We start from the raw sequence: 23,841 nt of genomic DNA, 5'->3' as shown, positions 1-23,841 counted from the left end.
CGGAAGAGGCGGCTGTTGTTTCAGCCGTAGAGGGCTTTGTGCTCGCTTTCGTAGTTGGCGTAGGAATCCTTCATGCTGGCGCCGTTGAGCAGCATGGTTGCGACCACCGCGTTGTCGGCATCGAACACGGTCGAGCGCATCCACATGCTCTCGGTGCGCTTGCTGCCGGAAAGCGCCACGACCTCGCGCTCGACCCAATAGGTCTCGCCGGGGAAGAGCGGCCCGCGCAGAAGACGGATCTCCTGGTCGGCGAACAGCCCGACGGCGGGGCCGCGGACCGGCAGCCGGTCCTCGCGCGCGCGGTACTGGAACAGCACGCTCAGCATTTCCATCGGGATGATGGCGCGGCCCCAGGGATTGTGCTCCAGCGAATAATAATCCGACGGCTCGGTGATCACCCTGAGCTTGTCGGCAAGCGAAAACGGATAGAGATCGCCCATGTTCTGGTCGAAATCCATCTTGATCGCCTGCCGCGGCGTCTTCATGCCGACCTTGATGTCGGCGAGGATGACGGGATCGGTCAGCGGCTTCAATTCGCCGAGCCGGCGGCTGAGCGCCGTCTCGTTGCCGTCGCCATCGATCGAGGCGGTGCCGCGCAGGATCTCGGTGCCGTCACGCTTGACCATCCCGATCGTGCAAACGGTCTGGCCCGGCTTCGGCTTCTCGATCTGGGCCTGCACCTCTTCGCCTTCGAACACCGGGTTGCGGTAATGCGCGGATAGGCAGCCAGTGATGAACCAGGCGCGGCCCCAGATCCGCTCGCACAGCGGCGCGAACTGGCTGAAATGGGTCGGTCCCTCGATCGTGCCGCCGCGAAAGCCGAGCTTCTGCGCGGTTGCATCGTCGTGAATCGAGGCGTGGGAGTCGTAGGTCTGGGCCTGCAGCATCTGCTTCGGGCTGCGCCAGGGACCCACCAGCAGATTGCCGTTCTCCACGATTTCCGTCGTGAATGCGGATTCGACTGTAATCATCCTTGGTCTCCCTTTGCGCGCCACCGTTTCAAACATGCCGAGGTTCGGCAAGGCCTTGCAGAACGGCAAGGCCTCGCTTGGGCAACATGTGATATGTGCTGCGGCCATGGAACGGGGCTGTTCATGCATAACAAAATCAGTGCATGCTGATGCATGATCATTTCGGAAGATAATCAGACCGGTCCGGACCGGCGTGGCTGACTGACGGGGAAACTGATGGCGTTGATGGAAGTTGGACTGGACGACAAGTACCGGTTGGACACGAAACGAATCTTCCTCTCCGGTACCCAGGCGCTGGTCCGATTGCCCATGTTGCAGCGCGAACGCGACCGCGCGCACGGGCTGAACACCGCCGGTTTCATCTCCGGTTACCGCGGTTCGCCGCTCGGCATGTACGACCACGCGCTGTGGCGGGCGAAATCCTTCCTGAAGGAGCATGACATCGCCTTCGTTCCGGGCCTCAACGAGGATCTGGCGGCGACCGCGGTGTGGGGCAGCCAGCAGGTGGGCATGTTCCCCGGCGCCAAGGTCGATGGCGTGTTCGGCATCTGGTACGGCAAGGGCCCCGGCGTCGACCGTTCACTCGACGCGCTCAAGCACGCCAATTCCGCCGGCACCTCGCCGAACGGCGGCGTGATCGCGCTGGCCGGCGACGACCATGGCTGCCAATCCTCCACCCTGGCGCATCAGAGCGAGCAGGTGTTCGCCTCGGCGCTGATGCCGGTGGTCAATCCGGCGACGCTGCAGGATTATCTCGACCTCGGCATCCTCGGCTTCGCGCTGTCGCGCTATTCCGGCTGCTGGGTCGGCTTCAAGGCGATCTCGGAGACGGTGGAAAGCTCGGCCTCGATCGTCAGCGATCCCGATCGCATCAAGATCATCATGCCCGACGATTTCGAGATGCCGCCGGACGGGCTCTCGATCCGCTGGCCGGATCCGCCGCTCGAAGCCGAGCGCAGGTTGCACGGGCCCAAGATGGAGGCGGTCGCGGCCTTCGCCCGCGTCAACCGCTTCGATCGCATCGTGCTGGATTCGAAGCCGGCGCGGCTCGGCATCATGGCGACCGGCAAGGCCTATCTCGATCTGCGCCAGGCGCTCGCCGATCTCGGCATCACCGATGCCGATGCGCAGGCGCTCGGGCTGCGCATCTACAAGGTGGCGCTGACCTGGCCGCTCGAAGCGCGCGGCGCGCGCGCCTTCGCCGAGGGCCTGCAGGATGTGCTGGTCGTCGAGGAGAAGCGCGGCTTCATCGAGGACCAGCTGGTCCGCATCCTCTACAACATGGACGCCTCCAAGCGTCCCTCGGTGGTCGGCAAGCGCGACGAGAGCGGCGCTCCCTTGCTGCCGAGCGAGGGCGAGCTGACGCCGACCATGGTCGCCGCCGCCGTGGTGGCGCGGCTGCGCCGGCTCGGTCACCGCAGCCCGCTGCTGGAGCAGCGTTTGGCAAAACTCGAGGCGTTCGATCGCCCCGCCGAGGGCACGGGCACCGCGAAGCTGCAGCGCACGCCGTATTTCTGCTCGGGCTGCCCACACAACTCGTCGACCAAGATCCCCGAGGGCAGCCGCGCCATGGCTGGCATCGGCTGCCACGGCATGGCGCTGTCGGTGCCGAACCGCAACACCCAGACCATCTCGCATATGGGCGCGGAGGGCGTGAGCTGGATCGGGCAGGCGCCGTTCACCAGCGAACAGCATGTGTTCCAGAACCTCGGCGACGGCACCTACACCCATTCCGGCTTGCTGGCGCTGCGCGCAGCGGCCGCGGCCGGCGTCAACATCACCTACAAGATCCTCTACAACGATGCGGTTGCGATGACCGGCGGCCAGCCGGCCGAGGGCGGCTTTACGGTGTCGCAGATCGCACACCAGGTCTGGGCGGAGGGCACCAAGCGGCTCGCGATCGTCTCCGACGATCCAGACAAATATCCCGCCAATTATTTCCCGGCCGGCGCTACCATTCATCATCGCCGCGAGCTCGATGCCGTGCAGCGCATCCTGCGCGAGATCGAGGGCCTCACCGTCCTGATCTACGACCAGACCTGCGCCGCCGAGAAGCGCCGTCGCCGCAAGCGCGGGCTGTTCCCCGATCCGGCCAAGCGCGTCTTCATCAATGAGCGCGTCTGCGAGGGTTGCGGCGACTGCTCGGTGGCGTCGAACTGCGTCTCGGTGCAGCCGCTGGAGACCGAACTCGGCCGCAAGCGCCGCATCGACCAGTCGAACTGCAACAAGGATTTCTCCTGCATCGAGGGCTTTTGCCCGAGCTTTGTGATGGTGCAGGACCCCAAGCTGCGCAAGGCGGACCGCGCTGCCGCCGAACCCAAGGCGTTGTTCGCCGACTTGCCGACGCCGCCTGTGGCCGCGTTGAGCAATCCCTACAACATCCTGATCACCGGCATCGGCGGCACCGGTGTGATCACCATCGGCGCGCTGCTCGGCATGGCCGCGCATGTCGAGGGGCTCGCCTGTTCGACGCTCGACTTCACCGGCCTGTCGCAGAAGAACGGCGCCGTGATGAGCCATGTCCGGCTCGCGCCCGCCTCCGACATGCTGACCACGGTGCGCATCGCACCGGGCAATGCCAACCTGATCCTCGGCTGCGACCTCGTCGTCGCCACCAGCGTGCCGGCGCTGAGCCGCGCCGAGCGCGGCGTCACCCGCGCCGTGGTCAACGCCGATCTCTTGCCGACCGCGAGCTTCGTGATCGATCCCGATATCGACTTCGAAGCCAGCTCGATGCGCGATGCGCTAAACGGCGCGGTGACGCCTGGCGACCTCGATATCCTCGACGCCACCGGGCTTGCCACCGCGCTGATGGGCGACAGCATCGCCACCAACGCCTTCATGCTCGGCTTTGCCTTTCAGCGCGGCGCGATCCCGCTGTCGCTGGAAGCGATCCTGAAGGCGATCGAGCTCAACGGCGCCGCCATCGAGATGAACAAGACCGCGTTCTTGTGGGGCCGGCTCGCCGCGCATGATCTGCAACGCGTGGTCAGCGCCGCACGCTTCAAGAGCGCCGGCGCCGCGCCGGCCAAGAAGACGCTTGATGAGGCGATCGCGTTCCGCGCCAAATTCCTCACCGACTATCAGGACGCGGCCTACGCCAGGCGCTATCTCGACGATGTAGCGCGCGTCCGCACCGCCGAGGCGGCGGCCGCGCCGGGCTCGCAGGACCTGACGGAGGCCTTCGCAAAGGGCCTGTTCAAGCTGATGGCCTACAAGGATGAATACGAAGTCGCGCGGCTCTATTCCGACGGCGAGTTCAGCAAGGCCTTGAGGGAACAATTCCAAGGCAATTCCGGCTTGAAGGTCTTGCTGGCGCCGCCGCTGCTGGCCCAGCGCGATCCCGTCACCGGGCGGCTGCAGAAGCGTGAATTCGGTCCGTGGATCTTCACGGCGTTCGGCATGCTCGCAAGGCTGAAGGGCCTGCGCGGCACCGCCTTCGACATCTTCGGCTATACCGCCGAGCGCAAGATGGAGCGCGCATTGCCGGTCGAGTATTCGGCGATGATCCTGCGTCACCTCGACGGCAAGAAGCCGCTCGACTTGCCGCGCCTCGTGGCGCTGGCGAAGGCTGCGGAGCTCGTGCGTGGTTATGGCCACATCAAGGAGGGCAACGTCGCCCGCTACCGCACCGAATGCGCTCGGCTGGAGCGCGCGATCAGCCAGCCGCTGGCGCAGGCGGCGGAGTAAGGCCGGGGAACTTTCCACAGCCGCCCTGGTTGACCGGCAACCCTGCCTGCAAGCGGTGGCTGGATTCGTACGCCCGAGCCCCTACATGATGGCTGTCTGTTCGAGTGATTTCAGGAGGCCGTTTGATGGTCCTGAAAAACGCTTTTGTTGCAACCGTTTGTACCGCGTGCCTGGCTTTGGGCGGCGTGGCGTTGGCTGACGAGTATCGCCCCAGCGAGTTCTTCAGCCTCGATCTTTCACGCGCAGTGTTGTCGCCGAAGCCGCTTGGCCCGCCGGCGCAGTTCGAGCCCGTTCCGGTCGAGGCGAAGACCGACCATGGCCCCGATCAGCATGCGAATGTCGAGCCGCAGGTCGAGGAGCCGAAAGTCGCGCCGAAGAAAGCCGTGCGGACCACCAGGGTGACCGCGCCGCACGAGAAGAAGCGCGCGGAAGCGCGCGTGCCCGCCCGTGCCAAGCTCGCGCGCCGCCACTCGAACCCGCTCGATGCGGAGGCCCGTGACACACGGATCCAGACCTGGCCGTGCCGCACCGGCGGCATCTGCAACTGGCATCGGTGAGGCGGCGCTCTCGCGCCTCTGCTTTCTCGAAGTGCGTCAATCCTTGACCCGTCATCCTGAGGTGCGAGCGAAGCGAGCCTCGAAGGATGGATCGGCCACGGACGGGCCGTTCATCCTTCGAGACGGCCGCTTCGCGACCTCCTCAGGATGACGGGTTTGGTGCTTGAGCGCTCGATATCCGGGGCCGCCGTCCCAGCAGCCGCCCCCGAGTCATCCCGCCGTCGCAAAACCGTCGGCGGAGAGTCAAGAAACCGTAAGGCCGGAGTCAAGGAGCGCAGGCAAAACCTTCGTTGCGATTCGACGAAGGTTATTCGATGCCGACAGCGAACTCCGCGAGGCGGCGAGGCCTCACCCGGCGCCAGCTTCTGGTGCGCTCGGCGTCGACCGCGGCGCTGGCGGGATTCGGCGCGCTGGCAAGACCGTATCTGAGCCGCGCCGCGGATCGGCCCGCGATTGCGGGCATCCAGTCCGGCGACGTGGCAAGCGATTCCGCTGTCATCTGGGCGCGCGCCGATCGCGCCGCGCGGATGCACATCGAATGCGCCGCGGTCGAAAGCTTCGCCAGCATCCTGCGCATCGTGTCCGCCGATGCGCTGCCCGAGCGCGACTTCACCGCCAAGCTGCTGCTCGACGGCCTGCCGCCGGGCCAGGACCTGTTCTATCGCGTGCGCTTCGAGGACCGCGAGGGCACATCAGGCGAAAGCCGGGTCGGCCATTTCCGAACCGCGCCGGCCGACCGGCGTCCCGTCTCGTTCGTCTGGTCCGGCGACGTCGTCGGGCAGGGCTGGGGCATCGACCCCGCGCGCGGCGGCTTGCGCAGCTACCGCACCATGCTGGACGAGCGTCCGGACTTCTTCATCCATTCCGGCGATCACATCTACGCCGATTGCACGGTGCCGTCGGAGCAGAAACTCCCAAACGGTGAGATCTGGCGCAACATCGTCACCGAGGAGAAATCCGTCGTCGCGCAGAGCCTCGATCAGTTTCGCGGCAACTACAAATACAACTGGCTCGACGAGAGTTTCCGCGCCTTCCACGCCGAGGTGCCGATGTTCGCGCAGTGGGACGACCACGAGGTGGCCGACGACTGGTCGCCACTCGGCACCACCGATGCGACCGGCTATGAGGCGGACGGCAGCTCGCGCCTGGTGGCACGGGCACGCCGCGCCTTCCACGAATTCATGCCCATGCGGCTGATGCCGGAGCGCGATGGCCGCGTCTACCGCAAGATTCCCTACGGGCCGCTGCTCGACGTCTTCATCATCGACATGCGCTCCTATCGCGATTCCAGCTGGAACAAGCATGGCGATCCGGACCACGCCTGCATCCTCGGCCAGAGCCAGCTCGCCTGGCTGAAGCGGGAGCTGGTGGCGTCGGATGCTGTCTGGAAGGTGATCGCGGCGGATCTGCCGATCGGCCTCGTCAGCCTCGATGCGGTCGCGCTCGGCGACGGGCCGCCCGCGCGGCGCGAGCACGAGATCGCCGATCTGTTGTCCTTCATGAAGCGCGCCGGGGTCCGCAACACGGTGTGGCTCACCGCCGACATGCACTACACCGCCGCGCATCACTATGATCCGAACCGCGCGGTGTTCCAGGAGTTCGAGCCGTTCTGGGAGTTCGTCTCCGGTCCGCTGCATGCCGGCACCTGGTCGCCGGGCGAGCTCGACAACACCTTTGGCCCGAAGGCGATGTACCAGAAGGGCTGCTCGGCCGAGCAGGGCGACAATCTCGCGCCGTGCTTCGGGCTGCAATTCTTCGGCCGCGTCGACATCGACGGCAAGACCGGCGTGATGACGGTGACGCTGAAGGACGTCGACAACCACGACCTCTGGTCGGTCGATATCGAGCCGCGGCCGGACGCGCGGCCCGGCCAGATCATGGCGCAGCACATCTAGCGCCGTCTCTGATCCGTCGCGACATCTTGATTGCCGGCGTCTTGCCCGAGGGCCCGGTTTGCGGGCAGACTGCGTGTCGGCAGTCCTGCCAATTTCATTCCCACGAAACGATTTGCTGGCGTGACGTCGTCGATGGCATCGGCGTCCCACGCGTCAGGAGCTATCCATGGAAAATCTGCAGACACAGGGCATCAGCCTGCCGCAGCTCGGGCTCGGCACCTTCCGCATGCAGGGCGATACCTGCCGCGCGGCGGTCGAGAGCGCGCTTGGGCTCGGCTATCGGCATATCGACACCGCCGAGATGTACGGCAATGAAGAGGCGATCGGGGCGGCGATCGCTGCCTCGAATGTCGCGCGCAGGGACCTGCACGTGACCACCAAGGTCTGGCACGAGAACCTGGCGCCGGATGCGATCAGGACAGCGTTCGACGCCAGCCTGAAGAAGCTGCGGCTCGATCACGTCGATCTCTATCTGGTGCACTGGCCGTCGCGGAGTATGAAGCTGCCTGCCGTCTTCGAGACGCTGATGAAGCTGAGGGAGGAAGGCCGCACTCGCGCGATCGGCGTCGCCAATTTCACCACCGCGCTGCTCAAGACCGTGGTCGAGGACATCAAGGCGCCGATCGCCTGCAACCAGATCGAATATCACGCGATGCTGGACCAGACGCCGGTGCGCAAATATCTCGCCGCGAAATCGATCCCGCTGGTGGCCTATTGTCCGCTCGCCCAGGGCCGCTTCGCCACCGACGAGACGCTGGCGAAAATCGGCAGCAAGCATGATGCGACCGCGGCGCAGGTGGCGCTGAAATGGCTGCTCGATCAGGATGGAGTGGCGGCTATTCCGAAAGCCTCGCGCGCCGAAAGCCAAAAGGCCAATCTCGACGCACTGAAGGTCAAGCTCGACGACGCGGACCGCAAGGCGATTGCCGCGCTGCCCAAGGACATGCGCTGCGTCAATCCGGGGTTTGCGCCGGCGTGGGATTGAGGCCGCTGGCCCTGAGGAAGCAGAAAAGAAAATGGCTCCGTGAGGAGCCATTTTCCGTTGTGTCGGTCCTTAGTAGTGATGACGCTTGATGATCACCGTCCGGTCATGGCCGTGATGCCAGCCATGATGCCAACCGCGATGCCAGCCACGGTCATGGCGCATTTCGGCGCGTGCGCCCCAGCCGCGGTCCCAGTGATGATGACCGCCATGTCTGATCACGACCGTCTCGGCGCTCGCGATCGACGGAACGGCCACCGCAAGCGCACCAACCGCCGCGAGAACAAAGCCAATCTTTTTCATCTCATCCTCCTCAAATAAGCGAAGAGAAAACCGTACGGAGGTTGAAACGTTCCGCAGGAATCAGAGGAGTTTTCTGAACGCTTGTTCAGCAACTGACTCGAACGCTGCTGCCGTCGCGTGTTGGTGCGCACAACCGATGAGCGAGCGCACGGGCGGCTTTCCCGGCCTTGCCTAACCGCTGCGTCCGACGCATCATCGCGCCATAAAAATCAATGTTCGGGGGGACGTTGCCATGAGCGAATTTTCACGCCGGGATTTTTTGAAAGTGACGGGATCGGCCGCTGCCGCAGCCATCGCGAGGCCGGCCGCTGCGGCGATGGGGCCGGACGACAAGTTCGACCTCGTGATCAAGAACGGCGATGTCATCGATCCCAGCCAGTCGCTGCGCGGCAAGCGCGACATCGGCATCCGCTGGGGCATCATCGAGGCGATCGAAGACGAGATCCCGGCTGCTCGCGCCGCCAGGACCATTGACGCGTCGGGCAAGCTCGTGATGCCGGGTCTGGTCGATCTGCACTGCCACGTCTACCCGTACGGATCGGCGATCGGCATTCCCGCCGACGAGCTGGTGCAATTCCAGGGCACCACGACGGTGGTCTCGGCGGGCGACGCCGGCGTCAACAACCTCGCGGCGCTGCGGCGCTTCATCGTCGCGCAATCGCGGGCGCGGATCTACGCCTTCGTCCACATCGCCAACAACGGCCTGTCGGCATTCCCGGTGGCCGAGCTCTACAACATCGACAACGCCCAGGTCGAAGCCTGCGCGATGGCGCTGGCCGAGAACCCCGACTTCCTGATCGGGGTCAAGGTGCGGATGTCGGAAAACGTCATCTTCAAGCACGGCCTCGAGCCGCTGAAGCGCGGCATCCAGGCCTGCGAGATGTGCGGCTGGCCGGCGCGGATGATGGTACATATCGGCGGCGTCGAGACCAGGGAGCTGATGTCCGACATCCTCGATCTGCTGCGGCCGGGCGATATCCTGACCCACGCCTATTCCGGCGCGCCGAACATGTCCGGCGCTTTCACCAATATCGTCCAGGAGGGCAAGCTGTTGCCGGCGGCGCTCGCGGCCAAGCAGCGCGGCGTGCTGTTCGACGTCGGCCATGGCGGCGGCAGCTTCGATTTCACGGTGGCCGAAGTCGCGATCCCCGCCGGCTGCGCGCCCGATACGATCTCCTCCGACATCCACGTCTTCTCGGGCAACTCGCCCGGCATTCCGTTCCTGCCGAACGTGATGAGCAAGTTCCTGGCGATGGGCTCGTCGCTGGATCAGGTGGTGGCGATGGCGACCTCGGCGCCGGCGCGGATCATCAACCGGACCCCGAAGGTCGGCACCCTGCAGCGTGGCGCGCCCGGCGACGTCGCGATCATGGATCTCGTCGAAGGCCCGGTCTCCTTCGTCGATACCCGCAACAACAAGCGCGACGGCAATCTGCTGCTAAAGCCGGTGCAGACCGTGGTCAACGGCGTGCCGTTCGGCCGGCCCTATCAGGCGCCGTTCTCGGTGAGGTAGGCGCGCAGATCCGTAGAGCATGATGAGATCAGATCGAATGGCGACCGCAAGCGCGCTGCGCTCCCTCGCCCCGTTCTTACGGGGAGAGGGTTGGGGTGAGGGGCTGCCTCCGCATATCCGGTGATAGCTGAGGTTGCGGAGGCTCCCCCTCACCCGGAACGCATCTGACGATGCGTTCCGACCTCTCCCCGCAGGGGCGAGGTGAATCGGAGTCCGCAACTCGCTTCAGCGCAAAGTCATCATGATCTAGCCGCGCTTCTCCACATTGCTGCTGCGCGCCGGCACGCCGAACTCCTTGCGGCACACCTCGGCCAGCGCGGCAACGCCCTCGCGGATCTGCTCGTGCGAGGGGCTGGCGAAGCAGAGGCGGAGCCGGCTGCCGGAATGGGCCTTGCTGGTCGACCATTCCGGTCCCGGATTGATCGAGACGCCGGCGGCAAGCGCCGCCTGATAGAGCTTCAGCGTGTCGACATTGTCGGGCAGCTTGACCCAGAGGAAGATGCCGCCCTTGGGCGCCTCGAATTCGGCCGCGGTGCCGAACTGCTCGTTCAACGCCTCCATCAGCGTATCGAGCTTGGCGCGCAGGCCCTTGGTCAGGCGCGGCACATGGGTCGAAAAATGCGGTGCGCAATATTCCGCGAGCACCATCTGCTCCAGTGCGCCGGAGCCGGCGTCGGTCTTCAGCGGCAGCATTCGCGACATGATCCCCCAGGGCGCGACGATGAAGCCGACCCGTAGCGCAGGCGCGATCGATTTGGAGAACGAGCCGATATGGATCACGCCGCCATGCTTGCTCATCGCATAGATCGCGGGCGGCCGTTCGCCGTTCCAGATCAAATCGGCATAGCAATCGTCCTCGAAGATCGGCACGCCGTATTCCCTTGACAGCTTCAACATCCCGGCGCGGCGGCTCTCGGGAAGGATCGAGCCGGTCGGGTTCTGCACTGTCGGGATGGTGTAGATGTATTTCGGCGTGATGCCGCGCCGCTTGTGATCGGCGAGTGCCGCAGCCAGCGCATCGATCCTGATGCCCTCGCCATCGAGGGGAATGCCGACCGCATTGACGCCGAGCCGTGTCAGCCGGTTCAGTGAGCCCTGATAGGTTTCCTGCTCGATCAGCACGGTATCGCCCTTGGCGAGCAAGGTGTGATTGACAAGATCGAGCGCCTGCAGCGAGCCGGAGACGATCATGATCTCGTCCGGCGTGCAGGCAATCCCGGCGTCGCGCTTCAGCTTCTCGGTCAGGAACTGGCGCAGCGGCAGATAGCCCTGCGGCCCGTGCGCGAGATTGTAGGTCGCCAGATTCCTGCCCTCGCGCTTCAACACGGCGTTGACCGCCTCCAGCAGCCCGTCGACCGGGACCTGGTCGGGATCGTTGTTGCCGCCGACGAAGCTGTATTTGGCGAGCCCGGTCCAGCGTGCGGCCGGGGCAGGCAGGCCGGCCGCGAGTAGCGGTGTAAAGTCGAACTGGGCTGAGGTGGACATGGACGTTTCGCTCCGTGTTGTTATCGTTGAGAAGGCCGCGGCAAGCGGCCTTCCATGAGGTTAGTTCTTGCCGACCGGCCGGATCGGCCGGCCCTGGCTGATGAAGGCGTAGTGCCCTGCGCCGACACTGCCGACCATCAAGGCCTCGACCGCCGGTTCCGCGATCTCGCCGGCGGCCGCCCAATCGACCACGAAATTCGCGCCGGTGCCGCCGCGGGTATCGGTCGTGGCGATCGCGACCTCGACGGTCGCAAACGGTTTTAGCGCGACCGGCGATTTAAGGTAGCTCTCCACCATCTTGCCTGATGTGTCGAAATAGGCGATCCGCTTCAGCACCAGCGGCTTCGTCTCGGAGGCGTTGTGCACGCTGAGCGTCACCGAAAAATCGGCCCTGAGCTTGCCCTGGCTCATCGACACGCTGGAATACACCGGCACGTAGAATGCACCGGAGGCGGTGAGGCCCTCCGATGGCACCGTCGTCAACGAGTTCGCGAAATTTTGTTCAATACTTGCCGAGGATTGTGCTAGCGCCTCTGACATGCGCACGGTGAGCAGGCAGAGCAAAACTGCGAGAAAAATGCCGCCTGCGCGGATGTGACACATTGCTCGGTTGATCCTCACGCCCGGCCCTCTAGGTTGCGGCAACAGGAAGTCTTTGACGCATGCATGAACTGATTCCCGATATCACGCTCTGTATCCTGTTTGCCTGGGGGATTGGGCTGCTCGCCCACTTCTCCCGGCAACCGCTGATACTGGCCTACCTTATCGCCGGCTTTTTCATTGGTCCATTCGGCATGGGCTGGGTCAAGTCCCAGGAATCGATCAGCGTCATCTCCGAGCTCGGCCTGATCTTCATGCTGTTCATGATCGGGCTGGAAATCGACCTCAAGAAGATCATCCGTGCCGGCAAGGTCATCCTGTTCGCGGGAGCCGGCGAGCTGATCGGCGGCTGCCTGATCGGCGTGGCGTTCTTTGCCGCTATCGGGCTTGCGGTCGGCGGCGGCAAGTTCGACGCGATCTATCTCTGCGTCGCCTGCTCGTTGTCGTCGACCGTGATCATCGTCAAGGTGCTCTACGAGAAGCGCGAGCTGGATACGCTGCCGGGCCGCATCACGCTCGGCGTGTTGGTGCTGCAGGACATCTTCGCGATCCTGTTCCTGGCGGTGCAGCCGAGCCTCGACAATCTGCAGATCAGCGTCGTGCTGTTGTCGATTGCCCGCGTCGCGGTGCTGGTCGCGACCGCGCTGGTGCTGAGCCGCTACGTGCTGCCGCGGCTGTTCCACCAGATCGCGCGGCGGCCCGAGCTCGTGCTGCTCGGCGCGCTCGCCTGGTGCTTCCTGATCGGCGAGATCGCCGAGCGGCTGCATCTGTCGCGCGAGATGGGCTCGCTGGTCGCCGGCGTCTCGATCTCGACCTTTCCCTATGCGCTCGACGTCACCGCCAAGGTCACGACGCTGCGGGATTTCTTCATCACGCTGTTCTTTGTCGCGCTCGGCATGACGATCCCGATTCCGGGCCTCTCGGTGATCTGGCTTGCGCTCGTCATCGCGGCCTTCACGGTGGCGAGCCGCCTGATCACGACGTTCACGCCGCTCTATCTGATGAAGCAGGGCCTGCGCGCCAGCCTGCTGCCGGCGATCAACCTGGCGCAGATCTCCGAGTTCTCGCTGGTGGTGATCCAGACCGGCGTCGCCGCCAACCACATCGGAACCGAAACCGCGAGTGCGGCCTCGTTCGCCTTCGTGGTGTTGGCGGTGCTCTCGACCTTCGCGATGGGACGCAGCGACCAGATCGTGCGCGGCCTGATTGGTCCGTTGAAGCGGATCGGGCTGCGCGACCTCGATCAGGAAGGCCAGGGCCGCGAGGCCGGGCACGAGGGCGGACATGGCGAGATCCGGCGCATCGTCATCCTCGGCTTTTTCCGCGCGGCGAGCGCGCTGATCAGCCAGATCGAGCGGCAGAACCAGTCGCTGCTCGAGCAGATCAGCGTCATCGATTTCAACCCGCTGGTGTTCCGCACGCTGTCCGACCGCGGCATGCATGTGATCTATGGCGACATCAGCAATGTCGACACCCTGGTTCATGCCGGCATCGGCAAGGCCGAGATCATCATCCTGAGCGTGCCGGATTTCCTCTTGGTCGGCGCCGACAATGAGAAGCTGGTGCGCCACGTCCGCGCCCTCAATCCGACCGCGCGGATCGTTGCCACCGCGGACCTGTTGACCGGCGTCGACGACCTCTACAGCGCCGGCGCCGACTACGTGACGGTGACCCGGCTCAGCGACGCCGGCGAGCTCTATTCCGTGATCGAGGCGGCCGACGCCGGTCTGCTCGACGACAAGCGCGCCGAACTGGACGCCCAGCTCAGCGACCGGCGCGAGGTGCTGCCGTAACGCCGGTCTCAAGGCTGTCCATCACCTCTCCCCATCGGGGAGAGGTCGATTTGCGCAGCGGGTGAGGGGGCTCGAGTCCCACGAGAGGGCTGAACCCCTCACCCGGATCGCATCGAGCGATGCGATCCGACCTCTCCCTTTGGGAGAGGTGAAATCTCCCCTCCTTGGTATCCCTGCCGGATGCATGGCGGGTTGCATAATGATACTGGCGCTGACATCGGAACCCGGCTAATCCACTGCCTGCATATAGCGAGATGTCAGGACAATGGCCGATACGATCCAGGAAGTGCTGCAAGCCTTTGCGAAGGGTGAACTCGTTGTCGTCACCGACGATGACGACCGGGAAGGCGAGGGCGATTTGATCGTCGCGGCGTCGTTCTGTACGGCGGAGAAGATGGCTTTCATCATCCGCCACACCTCCGGCATCGTCTGCGCGCCGATCACCACCGAGGATGCCCGCCGGCTGCGGCTCGACCCGATGGTGGCGCACAACGAGTCCAACCACACCACTGCCTTCACGGTCTCGATCGACTACAAGCCCGATGGTGGCACCGGCATCTCGGCCGAGGAACGCGCCTCCTGCTGCCGCGCGCTCGCCAATCCCAATGCCGGCGCCAATGATTTCGCGCGTCCCGGCCACATCTTCCCGCTGATCGCGCGCGACGGCGGCGTGCTGCTGCGCTCCGGCCACACCGAGGCGGCGGTCGATCTGTGCCGGCTCTCCGGCCTGCCGCCGGTAGGCGTCATCAGCGAGCTGATGAACGACGATGGAACCGTGATGAAGGGCGAGCAGGTCGCCAAATTTGCCGCCGCCCACAAGCTCAAGCATGTCACGATCGCGGACATGATCGCCTATCGCCAGGCGCGCGAGAAGCTGATCGAACGGGTCGCGACCTTCACCACCGAAAGCCCGATCGGCCCGCTGCAGGGCTACGCCTATCGCTCGCCGTTCGACGAGATCATGCATGCCGCCTTCGTCTATAACGGCATCGGCGACGGCCGAGACGTGCTGACGCGGCTGCACAAGCCGAACATCGTGAAAGACCTGTTCACCGGGCCGGCGCGAATGGAAGCCGTGCTGCGGCATTTCAAGGATGCCGGCCGCGGCGTGCTGGTATATCTGCGCGATGGTGCCGCCGGTGTTCCGGTCGAGCCGGTTGGCGAGCAGAAGACGGCGGAGGCCGATCGCCACAGGCAGTGGCGCGAGGTCGGCGTCGGCGCACAGATCCTGCGTGATCTCGGCGTCACCTCGATCCGGCACCTGACTTCGTCGGTGCATGACTACAAGGGATTGTCAGGTTTCGGCATCGAGATCGTGTCGAACGAGAAGCTGGAGACCTAGCACTGTCATTCCGGGGCGCGCGATAGCGCGAACCCGGAAGCTCGAGAATTCCGGGTTCGATGCTGACGCATCGCCCCGGAATGACGAAGGTCCCAATTCAATTGCGCTTCGCAGCATAGCGCTTTAATTTATCCGCCAATTTCCGATAGACGATGCGAAAGGATGTTTCATGAGCGTGCGCCCCCAGGCCAAGGACAAGCCGGCTGCCGCCAGCTTCCAGTGGGATGATCCGTTCCTGCTCGACGACCAGCTTACCGAAGACGAGCGCCTGATCCGCGACACTGCGCGGGCCTATGCGCAGGACAAGCTGCTGCCGCGGGTCACCAAGGCCTATCTGGAAGAGAAAACCGACCGCGAGATCTTCAACGAAATGGGCGAGCTCGGCCTGATCGGCGTGACGCTGCCCGAGGAATATGGCTGCGCCAATGCGAGCTACGTGGCCTATGGCCTCGTGGCGCGCGAGATCGAGCGCGTCGATAGCGGCTATCGCTCGATGAACTCGGTGCAGTCGTCGCTGGTGATGTATCCGATCTACGCCTATGGCGACGAAAACCAGCGCAAGAAATATCTGCCCAAGCTCGCGACCGGCGAATGGGTCGGCTGCTTCGGCCTGACCGAGCCGGATGCCGGTTCCGATCCCGGCGGCATGAAGACCCGCGCCGAGAAGGTCGCCGACGGCTACAAGCTCAACGGCGCCAAGATGTGGATCTCGAACGCGCCGATCGCCGACGTGTTCGTGGTGTGGGCCAAGTCGGCTGCGCACGACAACCAGATCCGCGGCTTCATTCTCGAGAAGGGCATGAAGGGCCTGTCGGCGCCGAAGGTCGGCGGCAAGCTGTCGCTGCGCGCCTCGATCACCGGCGAGATCGTGCTCGACAATGTGGTGGTGCCGGAAAGCGCGCTGCTGCCCAACGTCTCCGGCCTCAAGGGCCCGTTCGGCTGCCTCAACCGCGCCCGCTACGGCATCTCCTGGGGCGCATTGGGCGCTGCCGAGGACTGCATGCACCGCGCGCGGCAATACACGCTCGACCGCAAGCAGTTTGGCCGGCCGCTCGCCGCCACCCAGCTGGTGCAGAAGAAGCTCGCCGACATGGAGACTGAGATCGCGCTCGGCCTGCAGGCCTCGTTGCGCGTCGGCCGCCTGATGGACGAGGGCAAGATGGCCCCTGAGATGATCTCGATCGTCAAGCGCAACAATTGCGGCAAGTCGCTCGACATCGCCCGCATGGCGCGCGACATGCACGGCGGCAACGGCATCCAGATCGAGTATCACGTGATGCGTCACGCCGCGAACCTCGAGACGGTCAACACCTATGAGGGCACGCACGACGTCCATGCGCTGATCCTCGGCCGCGCAATCACCGGCATCCAGGCGTTCTCGTAAGGGCGCTTGCTCGTCATTCCGGGGCGCGCCAACCGAACTCAGGTTTACCCGAGTTCGGCAGATCTTAAATGTCTAAGTCGGCAACAGCCGACTTGGACGGCGCGAACCCGGAATCTCGTGCCGCGTTCCTTTCCCTTCTTTCGAGATTCCGGGTCTGGCCCTGCGGGCCATCCCGGAATGACGATGCAGAGAAAATCCCCATGGCCGACAACGACGACATCCCGTTCAACCGCGACTTTCCGCTGAAGCCCGGCGTGGTCGAACAGGTCCGCCCCGGCGTTCGCCGTGTCCTCTGCAACAATCCGAGCCCGTTCACCTTCACGGGCACGGTCAGCTATATCGTCGGCGAGGGGAAGGTCGCGATCATCGATCCCGGTCCCGACGACGAGGCGCATGCCAAGGCGCTGCTCGATGCGGTCAAGGGCGAGACCGTGACGCATATCCTGGTCACCCATACCCATCGCGACCATTCGCCGAACACGCCGCGGATAAAGGCCGCGACCGGCGCGCCGGTTTATGCCGAGGGACCGCACCGCGCCTCGCGGCCGCGCTTCGAGAGCGAAAAGCACAATCCGGAATCCGGCGCCGACCGCGATTTCCGGCCCGATGTGCAGGTCAAGCACGGCGACGTCATCGAGGGGGCAGGCTTTGCGCTGGAGGCGGTCGCGACCCCCGGCCACACCGCCAACCATCTGGCGTTCGCCTGGGCCGAGCGCAGCATCAATTTCGTCGGCGATCATGTGATGGGCTGGTCGACCTCGATCGTGGCGCCGCCGGACGGCTCGATGATCGATTACATGGCCTCGCTGGAGCGGCTGGAGCAGCGGCCCGAGCAGCTGTATTTCTCCGGCCATGGCCCGGAGATTCCGGAAGGCCCGCGTTACGTCCGTTTCCTGGCGCGGCATCGCCGGGCGCGCGAGGCATCGATCCTGCATCGTCTCGGCAAGGGCGAGGCCGACATCCCGACCATGGTGCGGGCGATCTATATCGGGCTCGATCCGCGGCTCGCCAATGCCGCCGGCTATTCGGTGCTGGCGCATCTGGAGGACCTGGTCGCACGCGGCGTCGTGGCGACGGACGGCGATCCCGTGATCGGCGGGACGTACCGATTGGCCTAGTTCGTCATTCCGGGACGGTGCCAAGCACCAGACCCGGAATCTCGAGATTCCGGGTTCATCGCTGCGCGATGCCCCGGAATGACGCTACCGCGTCACTTCTTCACCGCCTTCGCCGGCGGCGCCTTTGGCGCGACAGGAGCCGCCTTCTTCGCCGGCTTGGCATTGTCGTTCTCGGCCGCGCTGTTGAGGTCTTCGATCAGCTTCTTGACGCGGGCGGCGTTGCTGCCGAGATCGGTGTCGAAATAGCGCGACGCCGAGCGGATATCGACGCGGGAGTCCTCGTCGTCAGGCGTGACCCGGATCGAGACGTCCTCGCGGAAACCCATGATCGGCGTCCGCGCTACCGCCTCGATGCGGCCGATGCGGCGCGGCGGCTGCGGCGCGCGCGCGTCGATGACGAGCCATTTGCGGCGGTTCACCAGCCGCAGCGTCAGCTCATAGGCGCGGTCGACCGGGGTTTCGAGCTCGACGGTTTCGATATCGGGATAGGCCGCGCGCTGCCGCTCGGCCGAATAGAGGCCGGCATAGGCGGCAGGATTGGTGCCTTCCCCGGTGCGCAGCCGCGCCAGCGCCTCGAATTTCGGCGGGTCGATCGCGTCGGTGGTGACGTCGTAAATCCGCGGCAGCTTGCGGTACTGATAGATGAGGTAGGCCGGGTAGGCGAGGATCGCCGCGTCGATCAGCAGCGCGAGCAGGATCCGGCCCATGCCGCGGGTGCCGTTCTGCCAGATCGCGGCAAAGGCGGCCAGCCCGAGCAGGATCGACAGGCCGGCCAGGCCCAGCGCGCCGAAGAAGGTCGCCAGCGCCGGCTTGACCTCCAGGAACCCGAAGCGGACGATCAGGATCGAGACCACCACCGCGACGACGGAGAAGATGGCGAGGTTGCGCGACCAGGTGGCGAGACCGGACACGGGCTCCTGCTGGTAGGGAGCGGAAAACCTGCGCGCCATCGTCGAAAAATCTGCCGGTTGAGATGTCCTCTGGCGACCTCGGCCGCCGCGATCAGTCGTGTGAGACCACGGACCTGCGGCGAATTCAAGGGATTTGGGCTTTACCCCGAATCGTCATGGCCGCGCATAGCCGTCCGAAGGACGGCGTCGCTTGCGCTCGCCTATGACCCGGCCATCCATGTCTTGCCGCACGATGAAGTCGTGGATGCCCGGGTCAAGCCCGGGCATGACGAGCGTTTGTTTTCACGCCGCGGCGGTCGGGAACGTGTAATCCTTGAATTGGTCGCGCAGCGCCGTCTTCAGGATCTTGCCGGTCGCGGTGTGGGGAATGCCGTCGACGAAGGCGACGTCGTCGGGCATCCACCATTTGGCGATCTTGCCGTCCATGAACTTCAGGATGTCCTCGCGCGTGGCACTCTGGCCCTGCTTGAGTTGCACGATCAGCAGCGGCCGCTCATCCCATTTGGGGTGATGGACACCGATCACGGCGGCTTCCGCGACCGCCGGATGGCCGACCGCGAGGTTCTCGAGATCGATCGAGGAGATCCATTCGCCGCCGGACTTGATCACGTCCTTGGAGCGGTCGGTGATCCGCATGTAGCCGTGCTCGTCCATCGTCGAGACGTCGCCGGTGTCGAAATAGCCGGCATCGTCGAGGATGTTGCTGTCGACCCGGAAATAGGCCTTGGCGATCGCCGGGCCCGAAACCTTGAGACGGCCGAAGGTCTTGCCGTCCCACGGCAGCTCCTTGCCGGCATCGTCGGTGATCTTCATCTCGACGCCGAACGGCGGATAGCCCTGGGTCTGCAGGATGTCGAGCCGCTCCTCGCCGGTGCGCTCGGTAAACGGTGGCTTCAACGTCGCCAGCGTGCCGAGCGGGCTCATCTCGGTCATGCCCCAGGCGTGGCGCACCTGGCTGCCCATGTCGAGGAACGCCTGGATCATCGAGCGTGGCATCGCCGACCCGCCGCAGATCACCATCTGCAGATCCGGCAGCTTGACGTTGTTGGCGGCCATGTATTGCAGCAGCATCAGCCACACCGTCGGCACGCCGGCGGTGTGCGTGACCTTCTCGGTCGACAGCAACTCGTACACCGAGGCGCCGTCGAGCTTCGGGCCCGGCATCACGAGCTTGGTGCCCATCGACGGCGCGGAGAAGGCGATGCCCCAGCTGTTGGCATGGAACAAGGGGACCACCGGAAGCATTGTGTCCGACGCGGAGGTGCCGAGCGCGTCCTTCGAATTGGCCATCAGCGCGTGCAACACGTTGGAGCGGTGCGAATAAAGTACACCCTTGGGATCGCCCGTCGTGCCGGAGGTGTAGCACATCGCCGCCGCGGTGTTCTCGTCGAAGGTCTTCCACTCGAACTTGCCGTCGGATGCCGCGATCCAGTCCTCATAGGCGACCGCGTTCTTCAGCGTGGTCTGCGGCATGTGCGCCTTGTCGGTCAGCACCACGTAGCGCTCGACGCTCGGCAGCTGGCCTGCGATCTTCTCCAGCACCGGAACGAAGGTGAGGTCGGTGATGACGATGCGGTCCTGGGCGTGGTTGACGATCCAGGCGATCTGCTCCGGAAACAGGCGCGGATTGACCGTATGGCAGATCGCGCCGATCCCCATGATGCCGTACCAGACCTCGAGGTGGCGCCAGGTGTTCCAGGCTATGGTGGCGACGCGGTCGCCGAGCTTGATGCCGTCACGTTCCAGGCTCTGCGAGACCTTCAGTGCGCGGGTGTGGATCTGGGCGTAGGTGGTGCGATGAATGGGGCCTTCGACCGACCGCGTCACGACTTCCTGTGTGCCGTGATATTTGGCGGCGTGCTCAATAATCTTGTGACACAGCAAGGGCCAATCTTGCATCAAACCAAGCATACGCGAATCCCTCCTCGATCCTCACACATGATCCGCCGGCATCTTGGACGGCCGGCAGTAAAATCATGGAACTGACATGAACTTTAGCGCGGAGAAAGCAAGCCGAAAATGGCCTGTTGGCGCGTTTCGTCGCGGGGGCGCGGCAATGGTTACCGCCGCCGCCGTGCTGCTTTGCCTTGGCATGCAAGCAGGCCCCGCCGAGGCCGCCCGCCGCGCGCCCAGCTTTCCGTGGGACGATCTGTTCGGCACCCGGCCGCAAAGGCCGCATAAGGCAGCCCGCCGCTCAGCGGTGCCGCTGCCGAAGCCACGCCCGGCTGAGGCGCCGGCGGCAGCTCACGCGCCGGCGGCAACCGAGCCCGAACCTCCCGCAGCCGGGACGCAGTCTCCGGCCGCGCCTGCCGAGGCGGCCAGGCCCAGCGAGACGGCCAAGCCCGCTGATGCCGCCAAGCCGGCCGAGCCCGCCGCGCCGCAGCTTTCGGCCTGCCGGCAGGCACTGACCGAGGAGATCGCGATCGCCCCGAGCATTCCGGATATCCACGGCGCCGGGGGCTGCGGCGGCGAGGATCTGGTGCGGCTCGAGGCGATCGTGCTAGCGGACAAGCGCAAGGTCGCGGTCAAGGCCGCCGCGATCCTCCGCTGCAAGATGGCCGCTGCGGTCGCCGACTGGGTCCGCACCGATATCGCGCCGCTCGCGCAGAGCCTCGGGGGCGGGATCAGCAATCTCGACAATTTCGACTCGTTCGAGTGCCGCGGCCGCAATCGGGTCGCCGGAGCGCAGCTCTCCGAGCACGGCCGCGCCAATGCGCTCGACGTCCGCGCGCTCGGTCTCGCCAACGGCAAGTCGATCTCGCTGACCGACCGCAGCGTGCCGCGGACCTTGCGCGAGACCGTGCTGCATTCGGTCTGTGCCCGCTTCTCCACGGTGCTCGGTCCGGGCTCGGACTGGTACCACGAGGACCACATCCATCTCGACCTGATCGAGCGTCGCAACAATTACCGGATCTGCCAGTGGAACGTGGACGACCCGCTGCCGCAGGTCGCGCCGCTGTTGCCGGCCGAGCGCCCCGAAGAGGCACCGCCGCGCGAGGTCGCCGCCAAATCCGACGCGCCGAAAGCGGACACATCCAAAGCTGACCACGGCAAGTCTGGCACCGGCAAGCCGGACGCCACAAAATCAGATGATGCGGCCGCGCCCGACCGCAGCGCCGAGACCAAACCGCAGCCAACAAAAAAGCGCCGGCAAAGCCGGCGCTTTTGATCGCGATTGCGATTGGATCAGTAGGTCGTGCCGCCGCCGCCCTGCAGCGCCATCTGCGGCTTGTAGGGCGAGTCGCCGTGCTTCGGCTCCAGCACCACGACGATGGTACCGAGCTTGACGCGGTTGTAGAGGTCGATGACGTCCTCGTTGGTCATGCGGATGCAGCCCGAGGAGATCGACGCGCCGATATATTCCGGCTGGTTAGTGCCGTGGATGCGGAACAGCGTGTCCTTGCCGCCCGAATAGAGATACATCGCGCGCGAGCCCATCGGATTGTCCGGGCCCGGGGCCACGAAGGTCGGGACGCCAAGGCGCGAGATTTCGCCGGGGGTCGGGTGCCAGGCCGGCCATTCGGTCATGCTGCCGACCTTGGCGATGCCGGACCAGGCCATGGCTTCCTCGCCGACGGTGATGCCGTAGCGGATCGCCTTGCCGTCGTTCAGCACGTAATAGAGGTAATGGTTGTCGGAATCGACCACGATCGAGCCGGGGGCTTCCTTGCGGTGGTACTCGACGATGGCGCGGCGGAACGGTTCAGCGACCGGCGTCTTGACGTAGGTGGTCTTGGCCAGGAGTTCCTTGTCACGCGGCTTGAAGTTCGCGGTGTTGGTTGCCTCATAGGTTGTGGCCTGCATGCAGCCCGACAACATCAGGCCCGCGGCCAGGATCCCGAGGGTAACTTTGAGCGACGACATGATTACATTCCAATCGAAAATCCGCGCCCGAAAGCGCCACTATTACGCCCCAAACGCCACGATTCCATTAGCGGCATTATTGCCGAAACGTGCCATTATTCCCAGACTTTAGATGCCTTTCCCGCATCGCGGGACGCTGTCTGTGGCTTTTTTGCCGCAACTGTTCTGGTGCCGGGTTGGTTTTTGTGCAAACAGGCAACGGTCGACGAGTCGGCGTCACGTCGCTGCCGCCTGGCCGCCACAAGTATGGATGCCCGGTTAATACCCCGGTCATGAAGCGCCCCCCAGAATCGCGCTAAGTCGGCGGGTCCTGCCAGCCTTGTTTCGTGGAGTTCGTGATGCTGTCGGTGTTCGTTCCGTCCGAGTTTTCGCTCAAGAAGGCCACCGCGACGGACCTCGGCGCGCTGCCCGAGGGAGCGGTCTGGGTCGATCTGGTGAATCCGACCGTGGAGGAGGACCGGGCGGTCGAGAAGCTCGCGGGGATCGCGGTGCCGACCCGGGAAGACATGCAGGAGATCGAGATCTCCAGCCGCCTCTATATCGAGAACAGCGCGCGCTACATGACCGCGACGCTGATGTGCCAGTCCGACACCGACATGCCGCGCACCACGGCGGTGACCTTCATCCTCACCGGTCATCGGCTGGTGACGGTGCGCTACGACCTGCCGAAGCCGTTCGCGCTGGTCGAGAACAAGCTGGCGCGCGCCTGTTCCCCCAGCATCACCGGGGAGCAGGTGCTGATGGAACTGCTGGACGCGGTGATCGACCGTTGCGCCGACATTCTGGAGCGCTGCGGGGCCGATATCGACCAGGTGTCCCACGACATCTTCGAGCCGGAGAGCGAGCGCCACGGCCACGCCAAGCAATATTCGCAGATTCTGATCGCGATCGGCCGCAAGGGCGACCTGACCTCGAAGGTTCGCGAAAGCCTGGTCTCGATCGGCCGCCTCGTCACCTTCCTCTCCGCGGTGGTCGAGGGCGTGAAATGGTCCAAGGACATGCGCGAGCAGCTCAAGACCATGCAGCGTGACGTGGCCTCACTGACCGACCACGCCTCCTATCTCTCCAACAAGATCACCTTCGTGCTCGACGCCATGCTCGGCGTGGTCAATCTGGAACAGAACAACATCATCAAGCTGTTCTCGGTGATGGCGGTGGTCTTGATGCCGCCGACGCTGATCGCCTCGATCTACGGCATGAATTTCAAGGTGATGCCGGAACTCGAATGGGCGCACGGCTATCCGTATGCACTGGTGCTGATGCTGATCGCGGCTGTCGTGCCGTACTGGATCTTCAAGTGGAAGAAGTGGCTGTAGACCGGTTCCACGCGTCGCGTTTTGGGACGCGCTTCCTGCCTTATTTCCTCTGCTAAAATTTGAGCGTTGCGCTGAACGTTTGGGCGAAACTTGTCTGCGATAACGCCCGCCTCGAAG

18 protein-coding genes are annotated in these 23,841 nt (G+C 64.8%); 11 read left to right on the top strand and 7 right to left on the bottom strand.

Annotated elements, in window-relative coordinates; translation table 11 throughout:
- Window positions 1-20: 20 nt before the first annotated feature.
- Complete coding sequence (locus tag ACVWZM_RS07085) at window positions 21-971, bottom strand: hypothetical protein (protein WP_456852289.1); 951 nt, start codon at window positions 969-971, stop codon at window positions 21-23.
- Between the two features lie 216 nt (window positions 972-1,187).
- On the opposite strand from ACVWZM_RS07085, the gene ACVWZM_RS07080 reads away from it, so the two are divergent.
- From ACVWZM_RS07080 to ACVWZM_RS07065, 4 genes are all read left to right on the top strand, one after another.
- Window positions 1,188-4,661 carry an indolepyruvate ferredoxin oxidoreductase family protein gene (locus tag ACVWZM_RS07080; protein WP_456852287.1) on the top strand — a complete coding sequence of 1,158 codons (3,474 nt, stop codon included), beginning with the start codon at window positions 1,188-1,190 and terminating at the stop codon, window positions 4,659-4,661.
- Window positions 4,662-4,786: 125 nt separating this feature from the next.
- On the top strand, window positions 4,787-5,218 hold the full coding sequence (locus ACVWZM_RS07075) for a hypothetical protein (protein WP_200844543.1): 432 nt from the start codon (window positions 4,787-4,789) through the stop codon (window positions 5,216-5,218).
- A gap of 314 nt (window positions 5,219-5,532) precedes the next feature.
- A complete protein-coding gene (locus ACVWZM_RS07070; RefSeq protein WP_168857206.1) occupies window positions 5,533-7,113 on the top strand; it encodes an alkaline phosphatase D family protein in 1,581 nt (526 codons plus the stop codon).
- A 166-nt stretch (window positions 7,114-7,279) separates the two neighbouring features.
- Window positions 7,280-8,098 carry an aldo/keto reductase gene (locus ACVWZM_RS07065; RefSeq protein ID WP_057015422.1) on the top strand — a complete coding sequence of 273 codons (819 nt, stop codon included), beginning with the start codon at window positions 7,280-7,282 and terminating at the stop codon, window positions 8,096-8,098.
- A 69-nt stretch (window positions 8,099-8,167) separates the two neighbouring features.
- Here the strand turns inward: ACVWZM_RS07065 and ACVWZM_RS07060 are convergent, their stop codons facing one another.
- Window positions 8,168-8,398, bottom strand: a complete 231-nt coding sequence (locus ACVWZM_RS07060) for a hypothetical protein (protein WP_050387960.1) — start codon at window positions 8,396-8,398, stop codon at window positions 8,168-8,170.
- 232 nt (window positions 8,399-8,630) lie between these two features.
- Between ACVWZM_RS07060 and ACVWZM_RS07055 the strand changes: the two genes are divergently transcribed.
- A complete protein-coding gene (locus tag ACVWZM_RS07055; protein ID WP_253587669.1) occupies window positions 8,631-9,911 on the top strand; it encodes an amidohydrolase family protein in 1,281 nt (426 codons plus the stop codon).
- Between the two features lie 246 nt (window positions 9,912-10,157).
- Here ACVWZM_RS07055 and ACVWZM_RS07050 read toward each other — a convergent pair whose 3' ends face one another.
- Together ACVWZM_RS07050 and ACVWZM_RS07045 are read right to left on the bottom strand one after the other, a co-directional pair.
- Complete coding sequence (locus tag ACVWZM_RS07050; RefSeq protein ID WP_168857204.1) at window positions 10,158-11,396, bottom strand: aminotransferase-like domain-containing protein; 1,239 nt, start codon at window positions 11,394-11,396, stop codon at window positions 10,158-10,160.
- Between the two features lie 60 nt (window positions 11,397-11,456).
- On the bottom strand, window positions 11,457-11,999 hold the full coding sequence (locus ACVWZM_RS07045) for a DUF3124 domain-containing protein (RefSeq protein ID WP_375162624.1): 543 nt from the start codon (window positions 11,997-11,999) through the stop codon (window positions 11,457-11,459).
- 59 nt (window positions 12,000-12,058) lie between these two features.
- Between ACVWZM_RS07045 and ACVWZM_RS07040 the strand changes: the two genes are divergently transcribed.
- The 4 genes from ACVWZM_RS07040 to ACVWZM_RS07025 all read left to right on the top strand — a co-directional run bounded on the left by ACVWZM_RS07040 (window position 12,059) and on the right by ACVWZM_RS07025 (window position 17,633).
- Window positions 12,059-13,789 carry a cation:proton antiporter gene (locus tag ACVWZM_RS07040; RefSeq protein WP_168857203.1) on the top strand — a complete coding sequence of 577 codons (1,731 nt, stop codon included), beginning with the start codon at window positions 12,059-12,061 and terminating at the stop codon, window positions 13,787-13,789.
- Between the two features lie 265 nt (window positions 13,790-14,054).
- Window positions 14,055-15,131: a 3,4-dihydroxy-2-butanone-4-phosphate synthase gene (ribB, locus tag ACVWZM_RS07035; RefSeq protein ID WP_028334516.1), complete on the top strand. Its 1,077-nt coding sequence runs from the start codon at window positions 14,055-14,057 to the stop codon at window positions 15,129-15,131.
- 169 nt (window positions 15,132-15,300) lie between these two features.
- Window positions 15,301-16,515 carry an acyl-CoA dehydrogenase gene (locus tag ACVWZM_RS07030; RefSeq protein WP_028334515.1) on the top strand — a complete coding sequence of 405 codons (1,215 nt, stop codon included), beginning with the start codon at window positions 15,301-15,303 and terminating at the stop codon, window positions 16,513-16,515.
- Between the two features lie 200 nt (window positions 16,516-16,715).
- A complete protein-coding gene (locus ACVWZM_RS07025) occupies window positions 16,716-17,633 on the top strand; it encodes an MBL fold metallo-hydrolase (protein WP_057015202.1) in 918 nt (305 codons plus the stop codon).
- Window positions 17,634-17,725: 92 nt separating this feature from the next.
- On the opposite strand, the gene ACVWZM_RS07020 is transcribed toward ACVWZM_RS07025, so the two are convergent.
- Window positions 17,726-18,583 carry a DUF1499 domain-containing protein gene (locus ACVWZM_RS07020; protein ID WP_168857201.1) on the bottom strand — a complete coding sequence of 286 codons (858 nt, stop codon included), beginning with the start codon at window positions 18,581-18,583 and terminating at the stop codon, window positions 17,726-17,728.
- A gap of 243 nt (window positions 18,584-18,826) precedes the next feature.
- A complete protein-coding gene (locus ACVWZM_RS07015; RefSeq protein ID WP_057015204.1) occupies window positions 18,827-20,455 on the bottom strand; it encodes a fatty-acid--CoA ligase in 1,629 nt (542 codons plus the stop codon).
- Between the two features lie 76 nt (window positions 20,456-20,531).
- On the opposite strand from ACVWZM_RS07015, the gene ACVWZM_RS07010 reads away from it, so the two are divergent.
- On the top strand, window positions 20,532-21,713 hold the full coding sequence (locus ACVWZM_RS07010) for an extensin family protein (RefSeq protein ID WP_456852284.1): 1,182 nt from the start codon (window positions 20,532-20,534) through the stop codon (window positions 21,711-21,713).
- 17 nt (window positions 21,714-21,730) lie between these two features.
- Here ACVWZM_RS07010 and ACVWZM_RS07005 read toward each other — a convergent pair whose 3' ends face one another.
- Complete coding sequence (locus ACVWZM_RS07005; RefSeq protein WP_057015206.1) at window positions 21,731-22,408, bottom strand: L,D-transpeptidase; 678 nt, start codon at window positions 22,406-22,408, stop codon at window positions 21,731-21,733.
- Between the two features lie 338 nt (window positions 22,409-22,746).
- Here ACVWZM_RS07005 and ACVWZM_RS07000 point away from each other — a divergent pair, with 338 nt between their 5' ends.
- Window positions 22,747-23,724 carry a magnesium transporter CorA family protein gene (locus ACVWZM_RS07000; protein ID WP_168857199.1) on the top strand — a complete coding sequence of 326 codons (978 nt, stop codon included), beginning with the start codon at window positions 22,747-22,749 and terminating at the stop codon, window positions 23,722-23,724.
- Window positions 23,725-23,841: the final 117 nt, after the last annotated feature.

Source organism: Bradyrhizobium sp. USDA 4501 (assembly GCF_054062115.1).
This window is presented reverse-complemented; position numbering and strand designations above follow the sequence as displayed.